This window comes from Streptomyces sp. HUAS MS02 (genome assembly GCF_055702265.1).
Window position 1 is genome coordinate 3,848,356 of record NZ_CM146747.1, and the last position, 18,064, is coordinate 3,866,419.

Annotated in this window: 18 protein-coding genes; 5 read left to right on the forward strand and 13 right to left on the reverse strand. The window is 70.5% G+C overall.

Annotation, left to right across the window (positions count from 1 at the left end):
* Positions 1-10: 10 nt before the first annotated feature.
* Genes ACZ9QC_RS16400 through ACZ9QC_RS16415 form a run of 4 tightly spaced genes read right to left on the reverse strand, consistent with a single transcriptional unit; the run spans position 11 to position 3,017 of the window.
* Positions 11-1,351 carry an NADH-quinone oxidoreductase subunit D gene (locus ACZ9QC_RS16400; protein ID WP_184904806.1) on the reverse strand — a complete coding sequence of 447 codons (1,341 nt, stop codon included), beginning with the start codon at positions 1,349-1,351 and terminating at the stop codon, positions 11-13.
* Positions 1,348-2,091 (reverse strand): NADH-quinone oxidoreductase subunit C, encoded by a 744-nt coding sequence (locus ACZ9QC_RS16405; protein WP_472920790.1) that lies wholly within the window; start codon positions 2,089-2,091, stop codon positions 1,348-1,350. The genes ACZ9QC_RS16400 and ACZ9QC_RS16405 overlap by 4 nt, the downstream gene beginning before the upstream one ends.
* Positions 2,088-2,642 carry a NuoB/complex I 20 kDa subunit family protein gene (locus tag ACZ9QC_RS16410; RefSeq protein ID WP_003998928.1) on the reverse strand — a complete coding sequence of 185 codons (555 nt, stop codon included), beginning with the start codon at positions 2,640-2,642 and terminating at the stop codon, positions 2,088-2,090. Before ACZ9QC_RS16410 ends, ACZ9QC_RS16405 begins: the two co-directional genes overlap by 4 nt.
* Before the next feature lie 15 nt (positions 2,643-2,657).
* Positions 2,658-3,017 carry an NADH-quinone oxidoreductase subunit A gene (locus tag ACZ9QC_RS16415; protein ID WP_009310323.1) on the reverse strand — a complete coding sequence of 120 codons (360 nt, stop codon included), beginning with the start codon at positions 3,015-3,017 and terminating at the stop codon, positions 2,658-2,660.
* A gap of 715 nt (positions 3,018-3,732) precedes the next feature.
* Here ACZ9QC_RS16415 and ACZ9QC_RS16420 point away from each other — a divergent pair.
* A complete protein-coding gene (locus tag ACZ9QC_RS16420) occupies positions 3,733-4,569 on the forward strand; it encodes a C40 family peptidase (protein ID WP_472920791.1) in 837 nt (278 codons plus the stop codon).
* A gap of 242 nt (positions 4,570-4,811) precedes the next feature.
* Here the strand turns inward: ACZ9QC_RS16420 and ACZ9QC_RS16425 are convergent, their stop codons facing one another.
* The gene (locus ACZ9QC_RS16425; RefSeq protein ID WP_230219466.1) at positions 4,812-6,104 is read right to left on the reverse strand and encodes a geranylgeranyl reductase family protein; all 1,293 of its coding nucleotides are present in this window, start codon (positions 6,102-6,104) and stop codon (positions 4,812-4,814) included.
* A 145-nt stretch (positions 6,105-6,249) separates the two neighbouring features.
* Between ACZ9QC_RS16425 and ACZ9QC_RS16430 the strand changes: the two genes are divergently transcribed.
* Positions 6,250-6,756, forward strand: coding sequence for a GNAT family N-acetyltransferase (locus tag ACZ9QC_RS16430; protein WP_472920792.1), 507 nt, complete (start codon positions 6,250-6,252; stop codon positions 6,754-6,756).
* 218 nt (positions 6,757-6,974) lie between these two features.
* The gene (locus tag ACZ9QC_RS16435; protein WP_472920793.1) at positions 6,975-7,298 is read left to right on the forward strand and encodes a PASTA domain-containing protein; all 324 of its coding nucleotides are present in this window, start codon (positions 6,975-6,977) and stop codon (positions 7,296-7,298) included.
* A gap of 35 nt (positions 7,299-7,333) precedes the next feature.
* Here the strand turns inward: ACZ9QC_RS16435 and ACZ9QC_RS16440 are convergent, their stop codons facing one another.
* Positions 7,334-9,145: a zinc ribbon domain-containing protein gene (locus ACZ9QC_RS16440; protein WP_472920794.1), complete on the reverse strand. Its 1,812-nt coding sequence runs from the start codon at positions 9,143-9,145 to the stop codon at positions 7,334-7,336.
* Positions 9,146-9,267: 122 nt separating this feature from the next.
* Positions 9,268-9,966 carry a demethylmenaquinone methyltransferase gene (locus ACZ9QC_RS16445; protein WP_467485483.1) on the reverse strand — a complete coding sequence of 233 codons (699 nt, stop codon included), beginning with the start codon at positions 9,964-9,966 and terminating at the stop codon, positions 9,268-9,270.
* A gap of 144 nt (positions 9,967-10,110) precedes the next feature.
* On the opposite strand from ACZ9QC_RS16445, the gene ACZ9QC_RS16450 reads away from it, so the two are divergent.
* Positions 10,111-11,142, forward strand: coding sequence for a chitinase (locus ACZ9QC_RS16450; RefSeq protein ID WP_472920795.1), 1,032 nt, complete (start codon positions 10,111-10,113; stop codon positions 11,140-11,142).
* A gap of 20 nt (positions 11,143-11,162) precedes the next feature.
* On the opposite strand, the gene ACZ9QC_RS16455 is transcribed toward ACZ9QC_RS16450, so the two are convergent.
* The 5 genes from ACZ9QC_RS16455 to ACZ9QC_RS16475 form a co-directional block, all read right to left on the reverse strand.
* Positions 11,163-11,612 carry an imidazolonepropionase-like domain-containing protein gene (locus tag ACZ9QC_RS16455; protein WP_472920796.1) on the reverse strand — a complete coding sequence of 150 codons (450 nt, stop codon included), beginning with the start codon at positions 11,610-11,612 and terminating at the stop codon, positions 11,163-11,165.
* Positions 11,613-11,620: 8 nt separating this feature from the next.
* On the reverse strand, positions 11,621-12,820 hold the full coding sequence (mqnC, locus tag ACZ9QC_RS16460; RefSeq protein WP_472920797.1) for a cyclic dehypoxanthinyl futalosine synthase: 1,200 nt from the start codon (positions 12,818-12,820) through the stop codon (positions 11,621-11,623).
* 100 nt (positions 12,821-12,920) lie between these two features.
* A complete protein-coding gene (locus tag ACZ9QC_RS16465) occupies positions 12,921-13,673 on the reverse strand; it encodes a prepilin peptidase (protein WP_472920798.1) in 753 nt (250 codons plus the stop codon).
* Between the two features lie 243 nt (positions 13,674-13,916).
* Positions 13,917-15,683, reverse strand: a complete 1,767-nt coding sequence (locus ACZ9QC_RS16470) for a serine/threonine-protein kinase (protein ID WP_472920799.1) — start codon at positions 15,681-15,683, stop codon at positions 13,917-13,919.
* Positions 15,684-15,842: 159 nt separating this feature from the next.
* Positions 15,843-16,688 (reverse strand): menaquinone biosynthetic enzyme MqnA/MqnD family protein, encoded by an 846-nt coding sequence (locus ACZ9QC_RS16475; protein WP_217177934.1) that lies wholly within the window; start codon positions 16,686-16,688, stop codon positions 15,843-15,845.
* A 380-nt stretch (positions 16,689-17,068) separates the two neighbouring features.
* Between ACZ9QC_RS16475 and ACZ9QC_RS16480 the strand changes: the two genes are divergently transcribed.
* Positions 17,069-17,272, forward strand: a complete 204-nt coding sequence (locus ACZ9QC_RS16480; protein ID WP_003992177.1) for a cold-shock protein — start codon at positions 17,069-17,071, stop codon at positions 17,270-17,272.
* Between the two features lie 137 nt (positions 17,273-17,409).
* Here the strand turns inward: ACZ9QC_RS16480 and ACZ9QC_RS16485 are convergent, their stop codons facing one another.
* Positions 17,410-18,018, reverse strand: a complete 609-nt coding sequence (locus ACZ9QC_RS16485) for a helix-turn-helix domain-containing protein (protein ID WP_472920800.1) — start codon at positions 18,016-18,018, stop codon at positions 17,410-17,412.
* Positions 18,019-18,064: the final 46 nt, after the last annotated feature.

Below are 18,064 nucleotides of genomic sequence, written 5' to 3' on the forward strand. Positions count from 1 at the left end.
GGGGTGGTGGTCACCGGTCGACGCCTCCCATCACGGGGTCGATGGACGCGACGGCGACGATGACGTCGGCGACCTGGCCGCCCTCGCACATCGCCGCCATGGCCTGCAGGTTGGTGAAGGACGGGTCGCGGAAGTGGACCCGGAAGGGGCGGGTGCCTCCGTCGGAGACGGCGTGCACCCCGAGTTCGCCCTTGGGCGACTCGACGGCCGCGTACGCCTGTCCCGGCGGGACGCGGAAGCCCTCGGTCACCAGCTTGAAGTGGTGGATCAGGGCCTCCATGGAGGTGCCCATGATCTTCTTGATGTGGTCCAGGGAGTTGCCGAGTCCGTCCGGTCCCAGGGCGAGCTGCGCGGGCCAGGCGATCTTCTTGTCGCCGACCATGACCGGGCCGGGCTGCAGCCGGTCCAGGCACTGCTCGACGATCCTGAGGGACTGGCGCATCTCTTCGAGGCGGATCAGGAAGCGGCCGTAGGAGTCGCAGCTGTCGGCGGTCGGGACGTCGAAGTCGTACGTCTCGTAGCCGCAGTACGGCTGGGCCTTGCGCAGGTCGTGCGGGAGGCCGGCGGAGCGCAGGATCGGTCCGGTGGCGCCGAGGGCCATGCAGCCGGAGAGGTCGAGGTAGCCGACGTCCTGCATACGGGCCTTGAAGATGGGGTTCCCGGTGGCGAGCTTGTCGTACTCGGGCAGGTTCTTCTGCATCTTCTTCACGAACTCGCGGATCTGGTCCACCGCGCCGGGCGGCAGGTCCTGGGCGAGTCCGCCGGGCCGGATGTACGCGTGGTTCATGCGCAGGCCGGTGATCAGCTCGTAGATGTCGAGAATCAGTTCACGATCACGGAAGCCGTAGATCATGATCGTGGTGGCGCCCAGTTCCATGCCGCCGGTGGCGATGCACACCAGGTGGGAGGAGAGCCGGTTCAGCTCCATCAGGAGCACCCGGATGATCGTGGCGCGGTCGGGGATCTGGTCCTCGATGCCGAGGAGCTTCTCCACGGCGAGGCAGTACGCCGTCTCGTTGAAGAACGGCGTCAGGTAGTCCATGCGCGTCACGAACGTGGTGCCCTGGGTCCACGTGCGGTACTCGAGGTTCTTCTCGATGCCGGTGTGGAGGTAGCCGATGCCGCAGCGGGCCTCGGTGACGGTCTCGCCGTCGATCTCCAGGATCAGCCGGAGCACACCGTGGGTGGACGGGTGCTGGGGGCCCATGTTGACGATGATGCGCTCGTCGTCGGACCTGGCCGCGGTCTCGGCGACCTCGTCCCAGTCGCCGCCGGTGACCGTGTAGACGGTGCCCTCGGTGGTCTCGCGCGCCGAGGCGGCGGACTCCGCCGATGCGTGCTGCGTGCTCATGAGTACGACCTCCGCTGGTCCGGAGCCGGGATCTGGGCGCCCTTGTACTCGACGGGGATGCCGCCGAGGGGGTAGTCCTTGCGCTGCGGGAAGCCCTGCCAGTCGTCCGGCATCATGATCCGCGTCAGCGCGGGGTGGCCGTCGAAGACGATGCCGAAGAAGTCGTACGCCTCGCGCTCGTGCCAGTCGTTGGTCGGGTAGACGGGGACGAGCGACGGGATGTGCGGGTCGGCGTCCGGAGCGGAGACCTCCAGGCGGATCAGCCGGTTGTGGGTGATCGAGCGCAGGTGGTAGACGGCGTGCAGCTCGCGGCCCTTGTCGCCGGGGTAGTGGACGCCCGAGACACCGGTGCACAGCTCGAAGCGGAGGGCCGGGTCGTCGCGGAGGGTGCGGGCGACGGTCGGCAGGTGCTCGCGCTCGATGTGGAAGGTGAGCTCGCCCCGGTCGACGACGGTCCTGTCGATCACGTTCTCGGGGACGAGGCCCTGTTCCTCCAGGGCGCCCTCCAGCTCGTCGGCGACCTCGTCGAACCAGCCGCCGTAGGGGCGGACGGCCTCCCCGGGGAGCCGGATGGAGCGGACCAGGCCGCCGTAGCCGGAGGTGTCGCCGCCGTTGTTCGCGCCGAACATGCCGCGTTGGACGCGGATCTCCTCGCCGCCGTCGCCGCGCTGGCCGGGGAGGTTGGAGGCGGCGAGGTCCTTCTCGGGGTTGGGCCGGTCGGTTCCGTTCGCGTCGCTCATCGCAGCAGCCCCTTCATCTCGATGGTGGGGAGTGCCTTGAGCGCGGCTTCCTCGGCCTCGCGGGCCGCTTCCTCCGCGTTCACGCCGAGCTTGGACGTCTGGATCTTCTGGTGGAGCTTGAGGATCGCGTCCATCAGCATCTCGGGCCGTGGCGGGCAGCCCGGGAGATAGATGTCGACCGGGACGATGTGGTCGACGCCCTGGACGATCGCGTAGTTGTTGAACATGCCGCCGGACGACGCGCAGACCCCCATGGAGATCACCCACTTGGGATTCGGCATCTGGTCGTAGACCTGCCGCAGCACCGGCGCCATCTTCTGGCTGACCCGGCCGGCCACGATCATCAGGTCCGCCTGCCGCGGCGAGCCGCGGAAGACCTCCATGCCGAAGCGCGCCAGGTCGTAGCGCCCCGCGCCCGTGGTCATCATCTCGATGGCACAACAGGCGAGGCCGAAGGTGGCGGGGAAGACGGATGCCTTGCGTACCCAGCCCGCGGCCTGCTCGACGGTGGTCAGCAGGAAACCGCTCGGCAGTTTTTCTTCGAGTCCCATGGTCTTAAAGGCCCCTCAGTCCCATTCCAGGCCGCCGCGGCGCCAGACATACGCGTAGGCGACGAAGACGGTGAGCACGAAGAGCAGCATCTCCACGAGCCCGAAAACACCCAGGGCGTCGAAGGTGACGGCCCAGGGGTAGAGGAAGACGATCTCGATGTCGAAGACGATGAAGAGCATCGCCGTCAGGTAGTACTTGATGGGGAAACGCCCGCCGCCGGCCGGCGTGGGGGTGGGCTCGATCCCGCACTCGTAGGCCTCTAGCTTGGCCCGGTTGTAGCGCTTCGGGCCGATCAGCGTGGCCATGATCACGGAGAAGATCGCAAAGCCTGCCCCGAGGGCTCCCAGTACGAGGATGGGCGCATAGGCGTTCACCGCTCCTCGCTCCTCTCAGTCGGCACTGACTGCTGGCGGATTGCGTCGGCCCTGCTCTCCCGCCCCACCGGCCACACGAGCCCCGTCCGTCTCGACGAAGATCGCGAACATGTGAAGCAGGTCACAAGCCCAACTGCCCCGCATCCTATGCCTGCCGGTCTGTGATCTGCGACACGGGTGCAGCACCGAGTTTGTGATCTCCACCACCTGACGAAGGATCATGAAGTCGGATGAGCGTCGATCTTCATACACGAAGCGCCAGTCTGATCACCAGAAGTGACATTTTCACTCGTCACCGCTGGTCACGATGGGCGTCTCCATATCAAGAGAGTTCCGCTGCATGCAAATTGGTGCTGGACGAGATCGCTTGATAGAGCCCGCGGCCACACCCCGGAGGGAGGTCCGGCGACGGATGTGGACACGTGCACGCGTTCACGAGCGCCGCGAGGACGCCCTCCCGCGCGGGACGCCCCGGGAACGGGTGACCGTTCCGTGACCTGCGCCACATCGGACCGAGATCAAATCAACGGACCTTGGCCACTCGCTGCGATCGGTGGTAAGCGCAGGGCAATTCGGGCGTAATCACGAAAGTGCATGATCAAAGGCCTGTTCGGCCATGTCCGCTATGCCCGTTACGGCGTCAATAAAGAGTGACGCGCGAGAAATTCGGCGCCTCCGTTGAACAACTGTGGCGCAGCACACGTTTCTTGAAGGTATGGAGGATTCGCTGGTACCGCTTGTACCCATGTCCCACACCGCTCACATACGCAGCCACCGGAAACCCCGCCGCAACGCGTCCTCGATCGCGATGCGCGCCGGAGTCGCCGGTGGCGTTCTCAGCACCGTGGCAGTGGCCGGCGCGTCCACGTCGGCCTTCGCGGCGGAGCCGGTGACGCAGACGCTCGAACTGCCCACCCTCACGGCCGACCTGGCCACGCAGGCCGCGCAGTCCGCGGACGCCACGAAGGTGATGGCCGCCGAGTACCAGCTGCAGGCCGAGCGTGACGCCGCCGCCCAGGAGGCGGCCAAGCAGGCCGACAAGGACCTCGCCAAGGCGAAGAAGGAAGCGGCCCGCAAGAAGGCCGCCGAGGAGGCCGAGCGCAAGGCCGCCGCCGAGCGCGCCTCGCGCGACACCGAGCGGGCCACCCTCTCGACCAACTCGTCGGCGTCGACGACGACCACGACTGCGCCCGCCTCCGGCAGCGTCGGCACGGTCATCAGCTTCCTGAAGGCGCAGCTCGGCGACGCCTACGTCCTGGGTGCCACGGGCCCCAACGCGTGGGACTGCTCCTCGCTCGTGCAGGCCGCGTTCAAGCAGGTCGGCGTGGACCTCCCCCGGGTCTCGCAGGACCAGTCGATGCAGGGCACCGAGGTCTCGCTGTCGAACCTCCAGGTGGGCGACATCCTGTACTGGGGCGCGAAGGGCTCGGCCTACCACGTGGGTGTCTACGTCGGTAACGGCCAGTACCTCGACGCGGCGAACCCCTCCAAGGGCGTCGTGATCCAGGACCTCTCCGGCTACCCGGCGACGGGTGCGGTGCGCGTGCTCTGACCCGCGCGGTCGCCCAGGGCGTTTTCGAAGGGCCGCTCTCCCCGTAGGGGACAGCGGCCCTCGGGCTGCCCGCGGAAAGGCCACAGGCGCCCCACAGGGCGCCTGTCGTCCCACACTTGTGGTGTTCCGCACCCCGGGGCGGCAGTGAGCTCCTCAGGGGCGTACAGCGCGTTCGGCCGGCCACGGAGTGCTCCGTGGCCGGCCGAACGCGGTCATACCGGGGCGTACGCCCCCGGGGCGGGTCACGCCTTGGGGGCCACCTTGCTCAGGCCGTTGATGATGCGGTCCATCGCGTCGCCGCCGGTGGGGTCGGTGAGGTTCGCCAGCATCTTCAGGGTGAACTTCATCAGCAGCGGATGGGTCAGGCCCCGCTGGGTGGCGAGCTTCATGATCTTCGGGTTGCCGATGAGCTTCACGAAGGCCCGGCCCATCGTGTAGTAGCCGCCGAAGGTGTCCTTGAGGACCTGCGGGTAGCGCTGGAGGGCGAGTTCACGCTGCCCGGGGGTGGCGCGGGCGTGGGCCTGGACGATGACCTCGGCGGCGATCTGGCCGGATTCCATCGCGTAGGCGATGCCCTCGCCGTTGAACGGGTTCACCATGCCGCCGGCGTCGCCGACCAGCAGCAGGCCCTTGGTGTAGTGGGGTTGGCGGTTGAAGGCCATCGGGAGGGCGGCGCCGCGGATGGGGCCGGTCATGTTCTCGGGGGTGTAGCCCCACTCCTCCGGCATGGACGCGCACCAGGCCTTCAGGACGTCGCGCCAGTCCAGCTCCTTGAAGGCGGAGGAGGTGTTGAGGACACCCAGACCGACGTTGGACGTGCCGTCGCCCATGCCGAAGATCCAGCCGTAGCCGGGGAGCAGACGGTCCTCGCCCGGGCCGCGCTTGTCCCACAGCTCCAGCCAGGACTCCAGGTAGTCGTCGTCGTGGCGCGGGGAGGTGAAGTACGTGCGGACCGCGACGCCCATCGGGCGGTCCTCCCGGCGGTGCAGTCCCATCGCGAGGGAGAGCCGGGTGGAGTTGCCGTCGGCCGCCACCACCAGCGGGGCGTGGAAGGTGACTTCGCGCTTCTCGTCGCCGAGCTTGGCGTGCACCCCGGTGATCCGGCCCGTGCGGTCGTCGACGATCGGAGCGCCCACGTTGCAGCGCTCGTACAGCCGGGCGCCCGCCTTCTGGGCCTGGCGGGCGAGCTGCTCGTCGAAGTCGTCGCGCTTGCGGACGAGTCCGTAGTTCGGGTAGGCGGCGAGATCCGGCCAGTCGAGCTGGAGGCGGACGCCGCCGCCGATGATCCGCAGCCCCTTGTTGCGGAGCCAGCCGGCCTCCTCGGAGATGTCGATGCCCATCGCGACCAGCTGTTTGGTGGCGCGGGGTGTGAGACCGTCGCCGCAGACCTTCTCCCTCGGGAAGCTGGTCTTCTCCAGGAGCAGCACGTCGAGACCGGCCTTCGCCAGGTAGTACGCGGTGGTGGAACCGGCTGGCCCGGCCCCGACGACGATCACATCGGCGGTGTGTTCGGTAAGGGGCTGGGGCTCGGTCACGACGGGTTCTCCCCAAGAAGTAGGCGGATCGGAGCAAAGCCTGCCGGACATCCGGGGCGCCGGACGTCCGGAAAACATGTGCCGACCGGGGTCGGACATGGGCAGTCTATTCAGCGGTACCGATCATCGGCTGAAGGGCTGCCCTGTGAACCGAGCTCTGCCCGACGTACGGCTGCGTGTCCCCACCGACGAGGACGCCTTCGCCTGGCACCGGATCTTCGACGATCCCGACGTCATGGAGTTCCACGGCGGCCGGTCCGCCGAGCTGTCCGTCTACGAGGAGCTCACCGCGCGCCAGCGCCGCCACGACGCCGAGCACGGGTTCTGCCTGTGGACTCTGCTCGACGAGGAGGGCCGGGCCATCGGCTTCACCGGCGCGCAGCCGTGGCCCCGCGAGTGGGGCCCGGCCGGCGAGATCGAGATCGGCTGGCGGCTCGCCCGCGACCACTGGGGCAAGGGGTATGTGACCGCCGCCGCGCTCCAGACCCTGGAGCGGGTGCGGGCGGCCGGTGTGGGCCGGGTGGTCGCCATGGTCGACGCCCGCAACGAGCGGTCCATCGCCGTGACTCGGCGGCTGGGCATGGAACTGGCGGAGACGTTCACGACGCCCGTCTCGCAACGGCCGGGACACTGCTACCGGCTGACGCTCTAGCGGTCCGGCGGGTTCGGCGGTCCGGCGGGTTCGGCGGTCCGGCGGGTTCGGCGGTCCGGCGGTCCGGGAGGTCGGCAGTCCGGCTGTCCGGGAGGTCGGCGTTCGAGATTTCGGCAACTCGTCACCCAGAGTAGCGATTTGCCGCAGATTGCCACGCAGTGCTTCCGGGCGGGGGCGCCCGGCGGTTACCCTGCCGGTACCGCTGGGGGTGAACATCTGTGCGCATGACACCCAAGTCATCCGAAGTGCGTGTGCCACGGTTCGTCGGGCTGATGGCCGTGGACGCGCGCGAGACGGCCGAGGCGGGCGGGGTGCTCCTCGTCGCGCCCGACCGCCCCGACTTCCCACGCACCGTCGTGGACTACGTCGTACGCCAGTACCCGCCACCCGGGGTCCAGGTGCCGCGCGGCGCCGCCGTGACCGTGTGGTTCGAGCCGGGGGACGACGGCGGGGGCGTGCGGGAGCCCCGACGGGGTGGGCCGCCGCCCGGGTTGCGCAGGGCACTGGACGAGCCGGGGGACCCGTTCGCGGTGCTCCGCTAGGTCCCGGTGGGCGGCCCGTCCGGCGCCCGCCCCTCCTACCTCTGCCAGAGCAGGATCGCCGCCGCCCCTCCCCCGCCGATCACGAAGGCCGCCGCGATGGTGAGGGCCCAGATCAGCGCGCGACTGCGGGACTTGGGCGGCTCGGCGGGCGGCAGGTGGTGTCGGCCCAGCTCCACGAGCGGAGGTTCGTAGGGCGCCGGTGCCGGTGCGGGGACGGAGGGCCGTGGCGGGATCCCGTGGGCCGTCGTCGGGCCGCTGCTCGGCATGGCCGGGATCGGCGGTGCGATCACCGCCGTACGCGCTCCCGTCATCTGCACCAGACAGGGCGCGAGGAAGGCCGCGGCGAAGATCCAGAGCAGGCTGAAGGGCAGCACCTCGGGGAGGTCCAGGCCCGCCTCCACCTCGCCCGCGACCGAGAACTCGGTGGTGAACTCGGCCGTGGCCGAGCCGGACGCCTCCATGCCGAAGCCGCTGATACCGGCGAGGAGGAGGAACAGCCCGAAGAAGACGCCCGCGGCGAGGAGTTGCTCGCCGCGGCCCGAGGAACGGCGGGCCGCGAGGATCCCCAGGGTCAGGGCGCAGACCGCGCCGAGTGTCAACGCTCCCACGACCGCCCAGGAGTTGACGGCGTCGCCCAGCTCGGAGAGCCCGAACGACTCGCGCTCGTAGCCGCCGTACGGGCCGGACTCGACGAGTCCGTAGTCGCCGGAGGAGTCGTACGACGTGTCGTCCCCGTACCGGGTGCGGCCCGCCTCGCCCTGGACGGACGCGCCCCAGGAGAGGCCGAGGAGATGGACGGCGAGGTTGGGGAGGACGATCAGCACCAGCAGGAGCGGGTTGAGGTCCTCCTCCCACTCCGCCTGCCACTCGTCGTTCGCCGCGAGGAGCACGAACGTGACGAGTGAGCAGAGGGTGAGGACGACCGCCATGGCCCGTACGGCCGTTCCGGTCGCCCGGAACAGCGTCCGGGGCCCGGGGCGGACGGCCAGCCAGGCGGCCAGGTCGTCGCGTTGCAGCAGGCCGGCCGAGACGGCGGCGGTGAGCAGGAGCGCGCCCAGCGCGGCGCGCCAGGGGGAGGCCGAGACCTCGACGCGCGCGATGTCGGGCTGGGCGAACAGCCCCAGGAGCAGGACGGCGGCCGTCACCAGCAGCGTGACCCGCACGGCCGCTTCGAGCCCGGTGGTACGGCCGCCGGCGGGCCCCGCCCCGGGCGCTCCCGCGCCCGCGTACGCGGCACGGGTCAGCAGGCGGGTGCGGAGTTGCCGTACGCCGAGGAAGAGCGCCCCGAGGAACAGGACGGTCACCGTGAGCGGGACCAGGGTCAGGGTGAGGGCGGCCTCGGCGGACTGGTAGTCGCCCGCGAAGTCGCCGCTTCCGCTCTCGGAGATCCTGAAGCCGCCGCCGAGACCCTGGAGGAGGACGGCGAGGGCGAGGCCCAGCCGGTCGCCGAAGCCGACGAAGTCGTCGTCCGTGGCGCTCTGGTCGTACGAAGGAACGGCCAGAGCGAGGGCGGCGGCGAGGAGCAGCCCGACCGGCCAGAGCGCGGCGGCCGCGGAGCCGCCCCAGTCACCCCGGAAGGCCCGGCCGAGGAAGGCGCCCACGGGCGAAGGGCGGACGGGGACAGGAACAGAGACAGGGGCGGGTACGGGTACGGGTACGGGTGCGTACGCGGGCGGTGGCGGCGGGGGCGGTGAGCCGAGGGTCGGCGCGCCCGGTGGTGCGGAGGGGGGTGCCGGGGGGACCGGCATGCGTTCCCGGCCGCACGCCATGCAGTAGCGCGCCTCGGCCGGGCCTGGTGTCCCGCAGTGCGGGCAGTAGGACGTCATGGAGCCCCCGTCGTCGGACATCACCGGTGCGTGCCGGTGTATCAACGGACGGTAGTTTCCGTTGACCGGTTCCCGTCAACAGAATTCCCCGACGATCATCCCTCGTACGGGTGAACTACGGCTTCGGCAGGCCGACTTGGGCTCTACGCCTGGGCCTTGAATCCCCGGTGCAACGCGACGATCCCGCCCGAGAGGTTGCGCCACGCGACCTTCTCCCAGCCGGCCTTGCCGAGACGCTCGGCGAGACCCGCCTGGTCGGGCCAGGCGCGGATGGACTCGGCGAGGTAGACGTAGGCGTCCGGGTTGGAGGACACCGCGCGGGCCACCGGCGGCAGCGCGCGCATCAGGTACTCGGTGTAGACGGTGCGGAACGGCGTCCACGTGGGGTGGGAGAACTCGCAGATCACGACGCGGCCGCCGGGCTTCGTCACCCGGTACAGCTCGCGCAGCGCGGTGTCGGTGTCCTGCACGTTGCGCAGGCCGAAGGAGATGGTGACCGCGTCGAACGTGTCGTCCTTGAACGGCAGCCGCGTGGCGTCGCCCGCGGTGAACGGCAGCCAGGGCAGGCGCTCCTTGCCGACCTGGAGCATGCCGAGGGAGAAGTCGCACGGCACGACGTACGCGCCGGTCTGCGCGAAGGGCAGCGAGGAGGTGCCCGTGCCGGCGGCGAGGTCCAGGACCTTCTGCGCGGGGCGGGCGTCGACGGCCCGCGCGACCTCCTTGCGCCAGCGCCGGTCCTGTCCGAGGGACAGCACGTCGTTGGTCAGGTCGTACCGTTTCGCCACTCGGTCGAACATCGAGGCGACTTCGTGCGGCTGCTTGTCCAGGGATGCGCGGGTCACGGTCCCATTGTGGCAGTACGCGCCGCGCGCCGGCGCGGCGCCCGGAGTTGTCGACGAAGACGGGCTCGGGGGTGGGATTTTCGTGGGCGGACTCGAATGTGCAGAAGCCACATGCGGCACAGGGGCCTGTGCTTCATTGCCTGCATGAGCACCGTGAGGAATTCCCTGAAACCGGTCGTCGGACTGCTGTGTCTGGTGACCCTGACCTGCGCGGGCTGCACGACCAACCCCCGGGAGGCGGTGACGGAGGCGGCCGGGCCGTCCACCGCGACGACGACGCCCACGGCGCCCACCACCTCCGCGCCGTCCACGGCCTACGCGCCGTACGTGAACGCCACCGAGGCCTCCGACCTCGACGACGCCGGGTCGGCCGCCGCGTACAACCTGGCCTTCGTGATCGCCGACGGTGACGCGTGCACGCCCATGTGGAACGGCACGGACGCGATCGACGACACGGCGGTGAAGTCCCGTGTCTCGGCGCTCACCGGCTCGGGGGCGTCGGTGCGCGTCTCGTTCGGCGGTGCCTCGGGCACGGAGCTGGCCCAGGCCTGCGACAGCGCGACCGAACTCGCCGAGGCCTACGGCGCGGCGCTCGACGCGGCGGGCTCGACCCAGGCGGACTTCGACGTCGAGGGCGACGCGTTGCGGGACTCCGACTCCGTCGCCCTGCGCTCCGAGGCGATCGCGCTCCTCCAGGAGGACCGCCCCGACCTCTCCGTCTCCTTCACCCTCCCCGTCATGCCGTCCGGCCTCGACGACGACGGTCTGGCTCTGCTGAACTCGGCCAACGACCACGCCGTCCGGGTCGGCACGGTCAACATCATGACCATGAACTACGCCAGTTCGTACGACGGTGACATGGGCGACTACGCGGAACGGGCGGCCGAGGCGACGCACGAGCAGTTGATGGACGTCTTCGGCACGAGTGAGTCGACGGCGTGGCGGGCGTTGGCGTTGACCTCGATGCTGGGCGTCAATGACGTCGACAACGAGACGTTCACGCTGGAGGACGCGGCGCAGGTGCGGGAGTTCGCGGAGGAGAAGGGCGTCGCCTGGGTGTCGATGTGGGCGACGTTCCGGGATCGGCAGTGCGGGGACGGGGCGAGTGACGCACTGGTCGACTGCAGCGGGGTCGATCAGGCGGACGGGGCGTTCGGGAAGGCGTTCTCGGGCTGAGGGCGCGGCGGTGGCGCCCCTCAGCGGCGACGGTGGACCAGGCGCCCCGCGCACACCGTGGCCGTGCAGACGCCTGCCCCGTCGTAGACCGCCAGGTCGGCGCGGCCCGCCTCGGCGAGCACCGGGGGCGTCGGGAGCGGCAGGACCGAGACGTGGTTGCGCTCGGCGGCCGACCGGAGTTCCGGGGTGCTCGCGTGCTGTCGCAGGATCGCGACCGCGCCCGACTTCAGCACGGCGTGGACCTGTTCGCGGGGCGAGGGGGCGTCCGGGAGAGGGCCCTCGTGCACCCGGCCGGGCCCGAGGACGCCGGACCACTGCCGGACGCGGGCGCCCGGGAACCGCAGGCGGAGGTCGTCCGCCGGGCCCACCGCCCGGACCCGGGTGCCGTCCACCACGACGGCACCGTCCTTGATCGGCTCCGGGTCGTCCCAGGTGCGCCGCACCTCGTCGGCGGCGTGCATCGTCAGCAAGGCCGGGCCTAGTTGGAGGCGAGGATCTTCAGCTCGGGGTGCGCCGTGCCGCCCTCGATCGCCGTGGAGGAGATGTGGGACATCACGCGCGCGTCGACGGGGTCGTTCGCCGGGTCGTCGTGGACGACGAGGTGCTCGTACGTCGTGGAGCGCTGGGCCGGGACCCGCCCCGCCGTACGGATCATGTCGATCATTTCCTGGAGGTTGGAGCGGTGCTTGGCACCGGCCGCCGAGACGACGTTCTCCTCCAGCATGACCGAGCCGAGGTCGTCCGCGCCGTAGTGCAGCGTCAGCTGGCCCGCGTCCTGGCCGGTGGTCAGCCAGGAGCCCTGGATGTGGGCGATGTTGTCCATGAAGAGCCGGGAGATCGCGATCATCCGCAGGTACTCGAAGATCGTGGCCTGGGTGCGGCCCTTCAGATGGTTGTTCATGGGCTGGTATAGGTACGGGATGAAGGCCCGGAAGCCGCCCGTGCGGTCCTGGACGTCACGGATCATCCGCAGGTGCTCGATGCGTTCGGCGTTGGTCTCGCCGGTGCCCATGAGCATGGTCGAGGTGGACTCCACGCCCAGGTTGTGCGCGGTCTCCATGATCTCCAGCCAGCGCTCGCCGGACTCCTTGAGGGGGGCGATGGCCTTGCGGGGGCGCTCGGGCAGCAGCTCCGCGCCCGCGCCGGCGAAGGAGTCGAGACCGGCGGCGTGGATCCGCTGGATCGCCTCCTCGACGCCCACCTTGGAGATCCGGGCCATGTGCTCGACCTCGGACGCGCCCAGCGAGTGGATCACCAGCTGGGGGAACTCCTTCTTGATGGCGGCGAAGTGCTTCTCGTAGTACTCGACGCCGTAGTCCGGGTGGTGTCCGCCCTGGAACATGATCTGCGTACCGCCCAGCTCGACGGTCTCCGCGCAGCGGCGCAGGATGTCGTCGAGATCGCGCGTCCAGCCCTTGTCCGTGGCCTTCGGCGGGGCGTAGAACGCGCAGAACTTGCACGCCGTGACGCACACGTTCGTGTAGTTGATGTTCCGCTCGATGATGTACGTCGCGATGTGCTCCGTGCCCGCGTACCGGCGCTTGCGTACGGCGTCGGCGGCGGCGCCGAGTGCGTGCAGCGGGGCGTCGCGGTAGAGGACGAGCGCCTCCTCCGGCGTGATCCTCCCGCCCTCGGCGGCACGGTCGAGAACGGACTGGAGATCGGCCTTCTCGGTCACCGGGGGCGTCCCTTTCGTAAGGGTTGAACTGACCGGGCCAGCCTACGCCAGGGGGTCGGACCGGCCGACGTCAGGCCGTCCGCCTGTGGACAACGTCGCGTCAGGCCGCGTACGACTCCAGCAGGAGGCCGACGTACGCTCCCGCGAGCATGAACGGGCCCAGTGCCACCAGCTGGCGGCGTACGGCGCGGCGCCTGGCCAGCGCGACCACGGTGTACGCGCTGCCGATGAGCGCGCCGGCGAACGTGCCGAGGTACAGCGCGCCCCAGCCGTACCAGCCGAGGACGGCGCCGAGGCCGAGGGCCAGCTTCACGTCGCCGAAGCCGAGGGCCATGGGTCTGATGAGGAAGAAGAGGAAGTACAGGCCGCCGAGGGCGAGAGCGCCGTACAGCGCCGTGCGCCACTGGCCGGCGTGCTCGGGTACGAGGGCGACCGCGCCCAGGAGCGTGAGCGCGAGGACCGCGAAGGGGAGGGTCAGGGGGTCCGGGAGGCGTTGGGCGCCGAGGTCCACGAGGGTGAGGAGCACGCCGAGGGGGGCGAGGAGCAGCCATACGGCGAGTTCGGGGCGGGTGCCGGTGGTCAGGGCGAGGGTGGCGCAGATCAGGGCGGTGGTGAGGGCGACGGGGGGTGTGCGCGGGCCGTAGGAGCAGGTGGGGGGTGGGGTGCAGCGGGCGGGGCCCAGCCAGCCGTTCGCCGGGCCCGTGATGTGGTGGCCGGCGGGGCAGGTGTGGTGCCAGGGGTGGTCCTCGTCGACCGTGAAACGGTAGGCGGGGCGGGGGAGGAGGATGCCGGTGGCTGCGCCCCAGAGTGCGGCGGCCACGGTCAGGGTGATCAGCCAGGGGTCTAGAGCCACGGGGGGCAGCCTATGGGTTTCGCCCCCGCCGCCCCTACCCGTCCCTCCCCCACCAAGGGGCTGCGCCCCTTCGACCCCCAGGCGTCCGTCCGGTGGGGGCTGGTCGCGCAGTTCCCCGCGCCCCTCAAAAGGCAGGGGCTGCGCCCCGTGCCTTTTGCCCCGGAGGGCCGGAGGCCCGTTAGGGGCGCGGGGAACTGCGCGAGAAGCCCCACTCAGCCGCAGCCAAAAAGTCGGGCCCTCACTTCACCGCTTCACCTTGGCCAGGCGGGCCGTCGGGTCGCCCGCGTCCGCGTTGTTCGCGGTGTACTGGAGTTCGTCGCCTACGGGGGTGAGCGTGACCTCGTGGGTGTTGCTGGTGCATGTCTTGGGGTTGTTCTTCGCGTCGGCGATGCTCGTGACGACGACATGGTCCTCGGTGACCTTCTTGAGGACGAACGTGTCGTCGCAGGCCCCGCCCAGCAGGTCGACGGAGCGGAACGTGCCCAACCGGTCGCCGACGGAGCCCTGTTCGAGCGTGATGGTGAAGGTGCCCGCGGGGAGGTTCCCGCCGAGGGCGTAGCCGTCGCCCTCCCACGTGCCCAGGTACTTCTTGGGCAGGTCGGCCGCCCCGTCCTGCGGTTCCGAGTCCTGGTTCCCCTCGCTCGGGCTGCTGCCGGCCGAGGGGGCCTTGCCGGCCGCCTCTCCGCCCTTCTCGTCGCCGTTCAGCATGCTCAGCCCGAACACCAGACCTAGGCCCACCACCGCGAACGCGCCCGCGACGGCCAGGGCGACCGAGCAACTGACCCGTCGGCCCCGCCCGTTCGCCGTGGGCGAGGACGCCGCCGCCACGCTCAGCGACAGCTTGCCCGGCGGCGGGACCGTGTCCGCCGACGCGGAGTCGGCCCGCTGGCCCGGCACGTGTGTCGCGGGCGGCGCCATCACCGGAGGCGGGCCGAACACCCCGCTTCCGGCCGGGACTTCGTCTTCGACCTTCACGTCGGCGGAGGAGGCCGAAGGGGACGAGGGAACCGGGGAGGCTGAGGCGGACGAGGCAACCGGGGAGGCCGAGGGGGCCTGGACGTCCGAGCCCACCGACGGGCTGCTGAACCCCACCGGTCCTGACGGAACGTCCTCCGCCGCGTCCAGGTTCAGGAGTTGCACCGCGCTGCGGCCGAGCTGTTCCACCAGGGGGCCCGGCAGCCAGCCCGCCGTCACCAGCGGGGCCGCGCCCTGGGGAGCCAGCGTGCGGGCGACCTCGTCGGGGGCCGGGCGCGCGGAGGGGTCCTTGGCCAGGCAGCGCTCCACGAGGGCGCGCAGGTCGCCCTCCACGCCGTCGAGCCGGGGTTCCTCGTGGACGACCTTGTAGAGGAGGGCGGCCGAGGAGTCACCGGGGAACGGGGACCGGCCGGTCGCGGCGTACGCGAGGACCGCGCCGAGGGAGAAGACGTCCGCCGCGCCGGTGACGCTCTTGCCGAGGATCTGCTCGGGGGACATGTAGCCGGGGGAGCCGATCGAGACGCCCGTCGAGGTCAGGGACGCCGTGCCGTCCGTGGCGCGGGCGATGCCGAAGTCGATGAGGAGGGGGCCGTCGACCGTGAGCAGGACGTTCGACGGCTTCACGTCCCGGTGGACCAGGTCCAGCGCGTGCACCGCCGACAGCGCCTCCGCCAGGCCCGCGCCCAGGACCCGTACGGAGTGGGGAGGCAGGGGACCGCCGTCCGCCACCGCCGTCGCCAGTGAGGGACCGGCCGCGTAGCCCGTCGCCACCCAGGGGACCGACGCCTCCGGGTCCGCGTCCAGGACGGGGGCGGTCCAGGCTCCGCCCACCCGGCGGGCGGCGTCGACCTCCCGCCGGAAGCGGGCGCGAAACTCCTCGTCGAGGGCGAAGTGCGGGTGCACCACCTTGACGGCGACGGTACGGCCGCCCGCGCTCCGCCCCAGATAGACGCGGCCCATCCCGCCCGCCCCGAGCCGGCCGAGCAGCCGGTAGGGCCCCACGACCGTGGGTTCGCCGACATCGAGCGGTCGCATGGACGACACCTCCCCCGTACCTCCCCGCCCCTCCAGCGTAGTGCCGCACGCCCGAAGGGAAATGCGAACGTCGGCGACGGATCCGTAACCGAACCCACAGAACAGTGAATTCGTCAACCGGAATTCCGGGAAGTTCACCGGAGCTTCGCCGGAAAGGGTTCAGGAAAGCAGGTCGACCTTCACGTCCGCCGGAAATCCGGTGGTGGGGCCGACCCGTCGCGCGAACTCGGCGACCGCGGACAGCTGCGGACCGCCGAAGCGGAAGTCCAGGGTCGTGAAGTACCGCTCCAGGATCCGCTCGTCGAATGCCTCCCAGCGGGCCGCCTGTTCGGCGACCTTGGCCACCTCGGTCAGGGACAGGTCGCGGGAGGCGAGGAACGCCTCGTGCACCTTGCGGGTGACCTCGGGCTCCCGCTCCAGGTAGTCACGCCGCGCGGCCCACACCGCGAAGACGAACGGCAGCCCCGTCCACGCCTTCCACATGGCCCCCAGGTCGTGCACCTCCAGGCCGAAGTTCGGCCCGTCGAGCAGGTTCGCGCGCAGCGCCGCGTCACCGATGAGCACGGCCGCCTCGGCCTCCTGCATCATCAGCGAGAGGTCGGGCGGGCAGGTGTAGTACGACGGTTGCACGCCGACGCTCTCGGCCAGCAGGAGCTGCGCGAGGCGTACGGAGGTGCGCGAGGTCGAACCCAGGGCGACGCGTGCGCCGTCCAGGCGTTCGAGTGGCACCTGGGAGACGATCACGCACGACATCACCGGGCCGTCGCAGCCGACGGCGATGTCGGGGAAGGCGACCAGGTCGTCCGCGTTGCGCAGGAACTCGACCAGGGTGATGGGCCCGATGTCGAGGTCCCCGCGCACCAGCTGCTCGCTGAGCTTCTCGGGGGTGTCCTTGGTGAGCTCGAAGTCGAGGAGCGTGCCCGTTCTCGCGAGCCCCCAGTACAGGGGCAGGCAGTTCAGGAACTGGATGTGGCCGACGCGCGGCCGGTTGCGAGAATTGTCCACATCGCGAGGCTAGCCCTCATGGGGTACGGTGCGGGCTCCGGGGGCCCGGAGGTGCTCCTGAAACCGGACGTACACCCCGTGTCAATACTGTCGACGGCGTGTCGCCGATGGGACGGACGGGGAAGTAGAGGCGATCCGTCAAGCCGAGACCCGAGCGGTTCAAACATCCGGGTGACGTGATCTTGCCCTCTATTGCATTCCCCTGCCTGCGTGCTAGGCTCGCCCGCAAGTTGCAGTTTGGTTTCCCTTGCAGTACAGAGCCTGCGGAGCATGTGACCGCGGGCTCTCGTCGTTTTCAGACGTATGCAGTTGTGCGGCATCTTGTTTTCACACTTGCAGGGTTCTGGAGCAGGGCAACCCTTTGGGCCCAAGGAGGGCTTATGGCTACCGGAACCGTGAAGTGGTTCAACGCCGAAAAGGGCTTTGGCTTCATCGCCCAGGAGGGTGGCGGCCCGGACGTCTTCGTCCACTACTCCGCCATCAACGCGAGCGGTTTCCGTTCGCTGGAGGAGAACCAGCAGGTCTCCTTCGACGTGACGCAGGGCCCGAAGGGTCCGCAGGCGGAGAACGTCACCCCCGTCTGATCCGTTCGATCCGAGGGATGCCCCTCTGACGACGTCTGAGAGCACCACCCAAGGAGCCCCTCGCCTTTCGGCGCAGGGGCTCCTGCCTTTTCGCCGCCCTTTCCCCGGCGCGCCCCCTCCCCCCTTCCGCCCGCTCCTTACATGTGCTGCATCACCAGGACGAATGTCGTCCCCGGAGCCAGCGCCTCGTACGAGTGCGGCACGTCACCCCGGAACGCCATGTAGTCACCTGGGCCGAGTTCGACCTCCTCGCCCCTCGGGCCCGCCTTCACCCGGCCCGTGCTCACGGTGAGGTGCTCGACCGTCCCCGGGATGTGCGGCTCCGACTCCCGCACCGACCCCGGTTCGAGCCGGGTCCGGTAGATGTCGCGGCGCGCGCCCGGCGGGCTGGCCGACAGCAGGACCGCCGTGTAGCTGGAGTGTTCCGAGTGGACGGTGGGCCCCTCCCCCGCCCGGACCACCTGCACCGCCGGCACCGGCGGTTCGATCAGCGCGCTGAACGGCACCCCGAGCGCCACACCCAACGCCCACAGCGTCTCCATGCTCGGATTGCCGCTCGCCGCCTCCAGCTGGGAGAGCGTCGACTTCGCGATCCCGGCGCGCTTGGCCAGCTCGGAGAGGGAGAGACCGGCGCGGGTGCGCTCCCGGCGGAGGGCGGCGGCGATCCAGTCGAGCGGGAGCCGGGACGGGGGCTGGGACGAGGGCTGGGGCGGGGGCTTCGCTTCCGAGGAGGCTGCGTCGGACATGTCGTTCGCTCCAGAAGTACGATCGTTCGCCTTGACGAACATGAGG

What these genes read in the sequence shown, in the direction of transcription:
- ACZ9QC_RS16470 (WP_472920799.1), bottom strand. Translation starts at nt 15,683, where the DNA reads ATGCGACCGCTCGATGTCGGCGAACCCACGGTCGTGGGGCCCTACCGG.
- ACZ9QC_RS16400 (WP_184904806.1), bottom strand. Translation starts at nt 1,351, where the DNA reads ATGAGCACGCAGCACGCATCGGCGGAGTCCGCCGCCTCGGCGCGCGAG.
- ACZ9QC_RS16420 (WP_472920791.1), top strand. Translation starts at nt 3,733, where the DNA reads ATGGAGGATTCGCTGGTACCGCTTGTACCCATGTCCCACACCGCTCAC.
- ACZ9QC_RS16450 (WP_472920795.1), top strand. Translation starts at nt 10,111, where the DNA reads ATGAGCACCGTGAGGAATTCCCTGAAACCGGTCGTCGGACTGCTGTGT.
- ACZ9QC_RS16440 (WP_472920794.1), bottom strand. Translation starts at nt 9,145, where the DNA reads ATGTCCGACGACGGGGGCTCCATGACGTCCTACTGCCCGCACTGCGGG.
- ACZ9QC_RS16410 (WP_003998928.1), bottom strand. Translation starts at nt 2,642, where the DNA reads ATGGGACTCGAAGAAAAACTGCCGAGCGGTTTCCTGCTGACCACCGTC.
- ACZ9QC_RS16485 (WP_472920800.1), bottom strand. Translation starts at nt 18,018, where the DNA reads ATGTCCGACGCAGCCTCCTCGGAAGCGAAGCCCCCGCCCCAGCCCTCG.
- ACZ9QC_RS16480 (WP_003992177.1), top strand. Translation starts at nt 17,069, where the DNA reads ATGGCTACCGGAACCGTGAAGTGGTTCAACGCCGAAAAGGGCTTTGGC.
- ACZ9QC_RS16405 (WP_472920790.1), bottom strand. Translation starts at nt 2,091, where the DNA reads ATGAGCGACGCGAACGGAACCGACCGGCCCAACCCCGAGAAGGACCTC.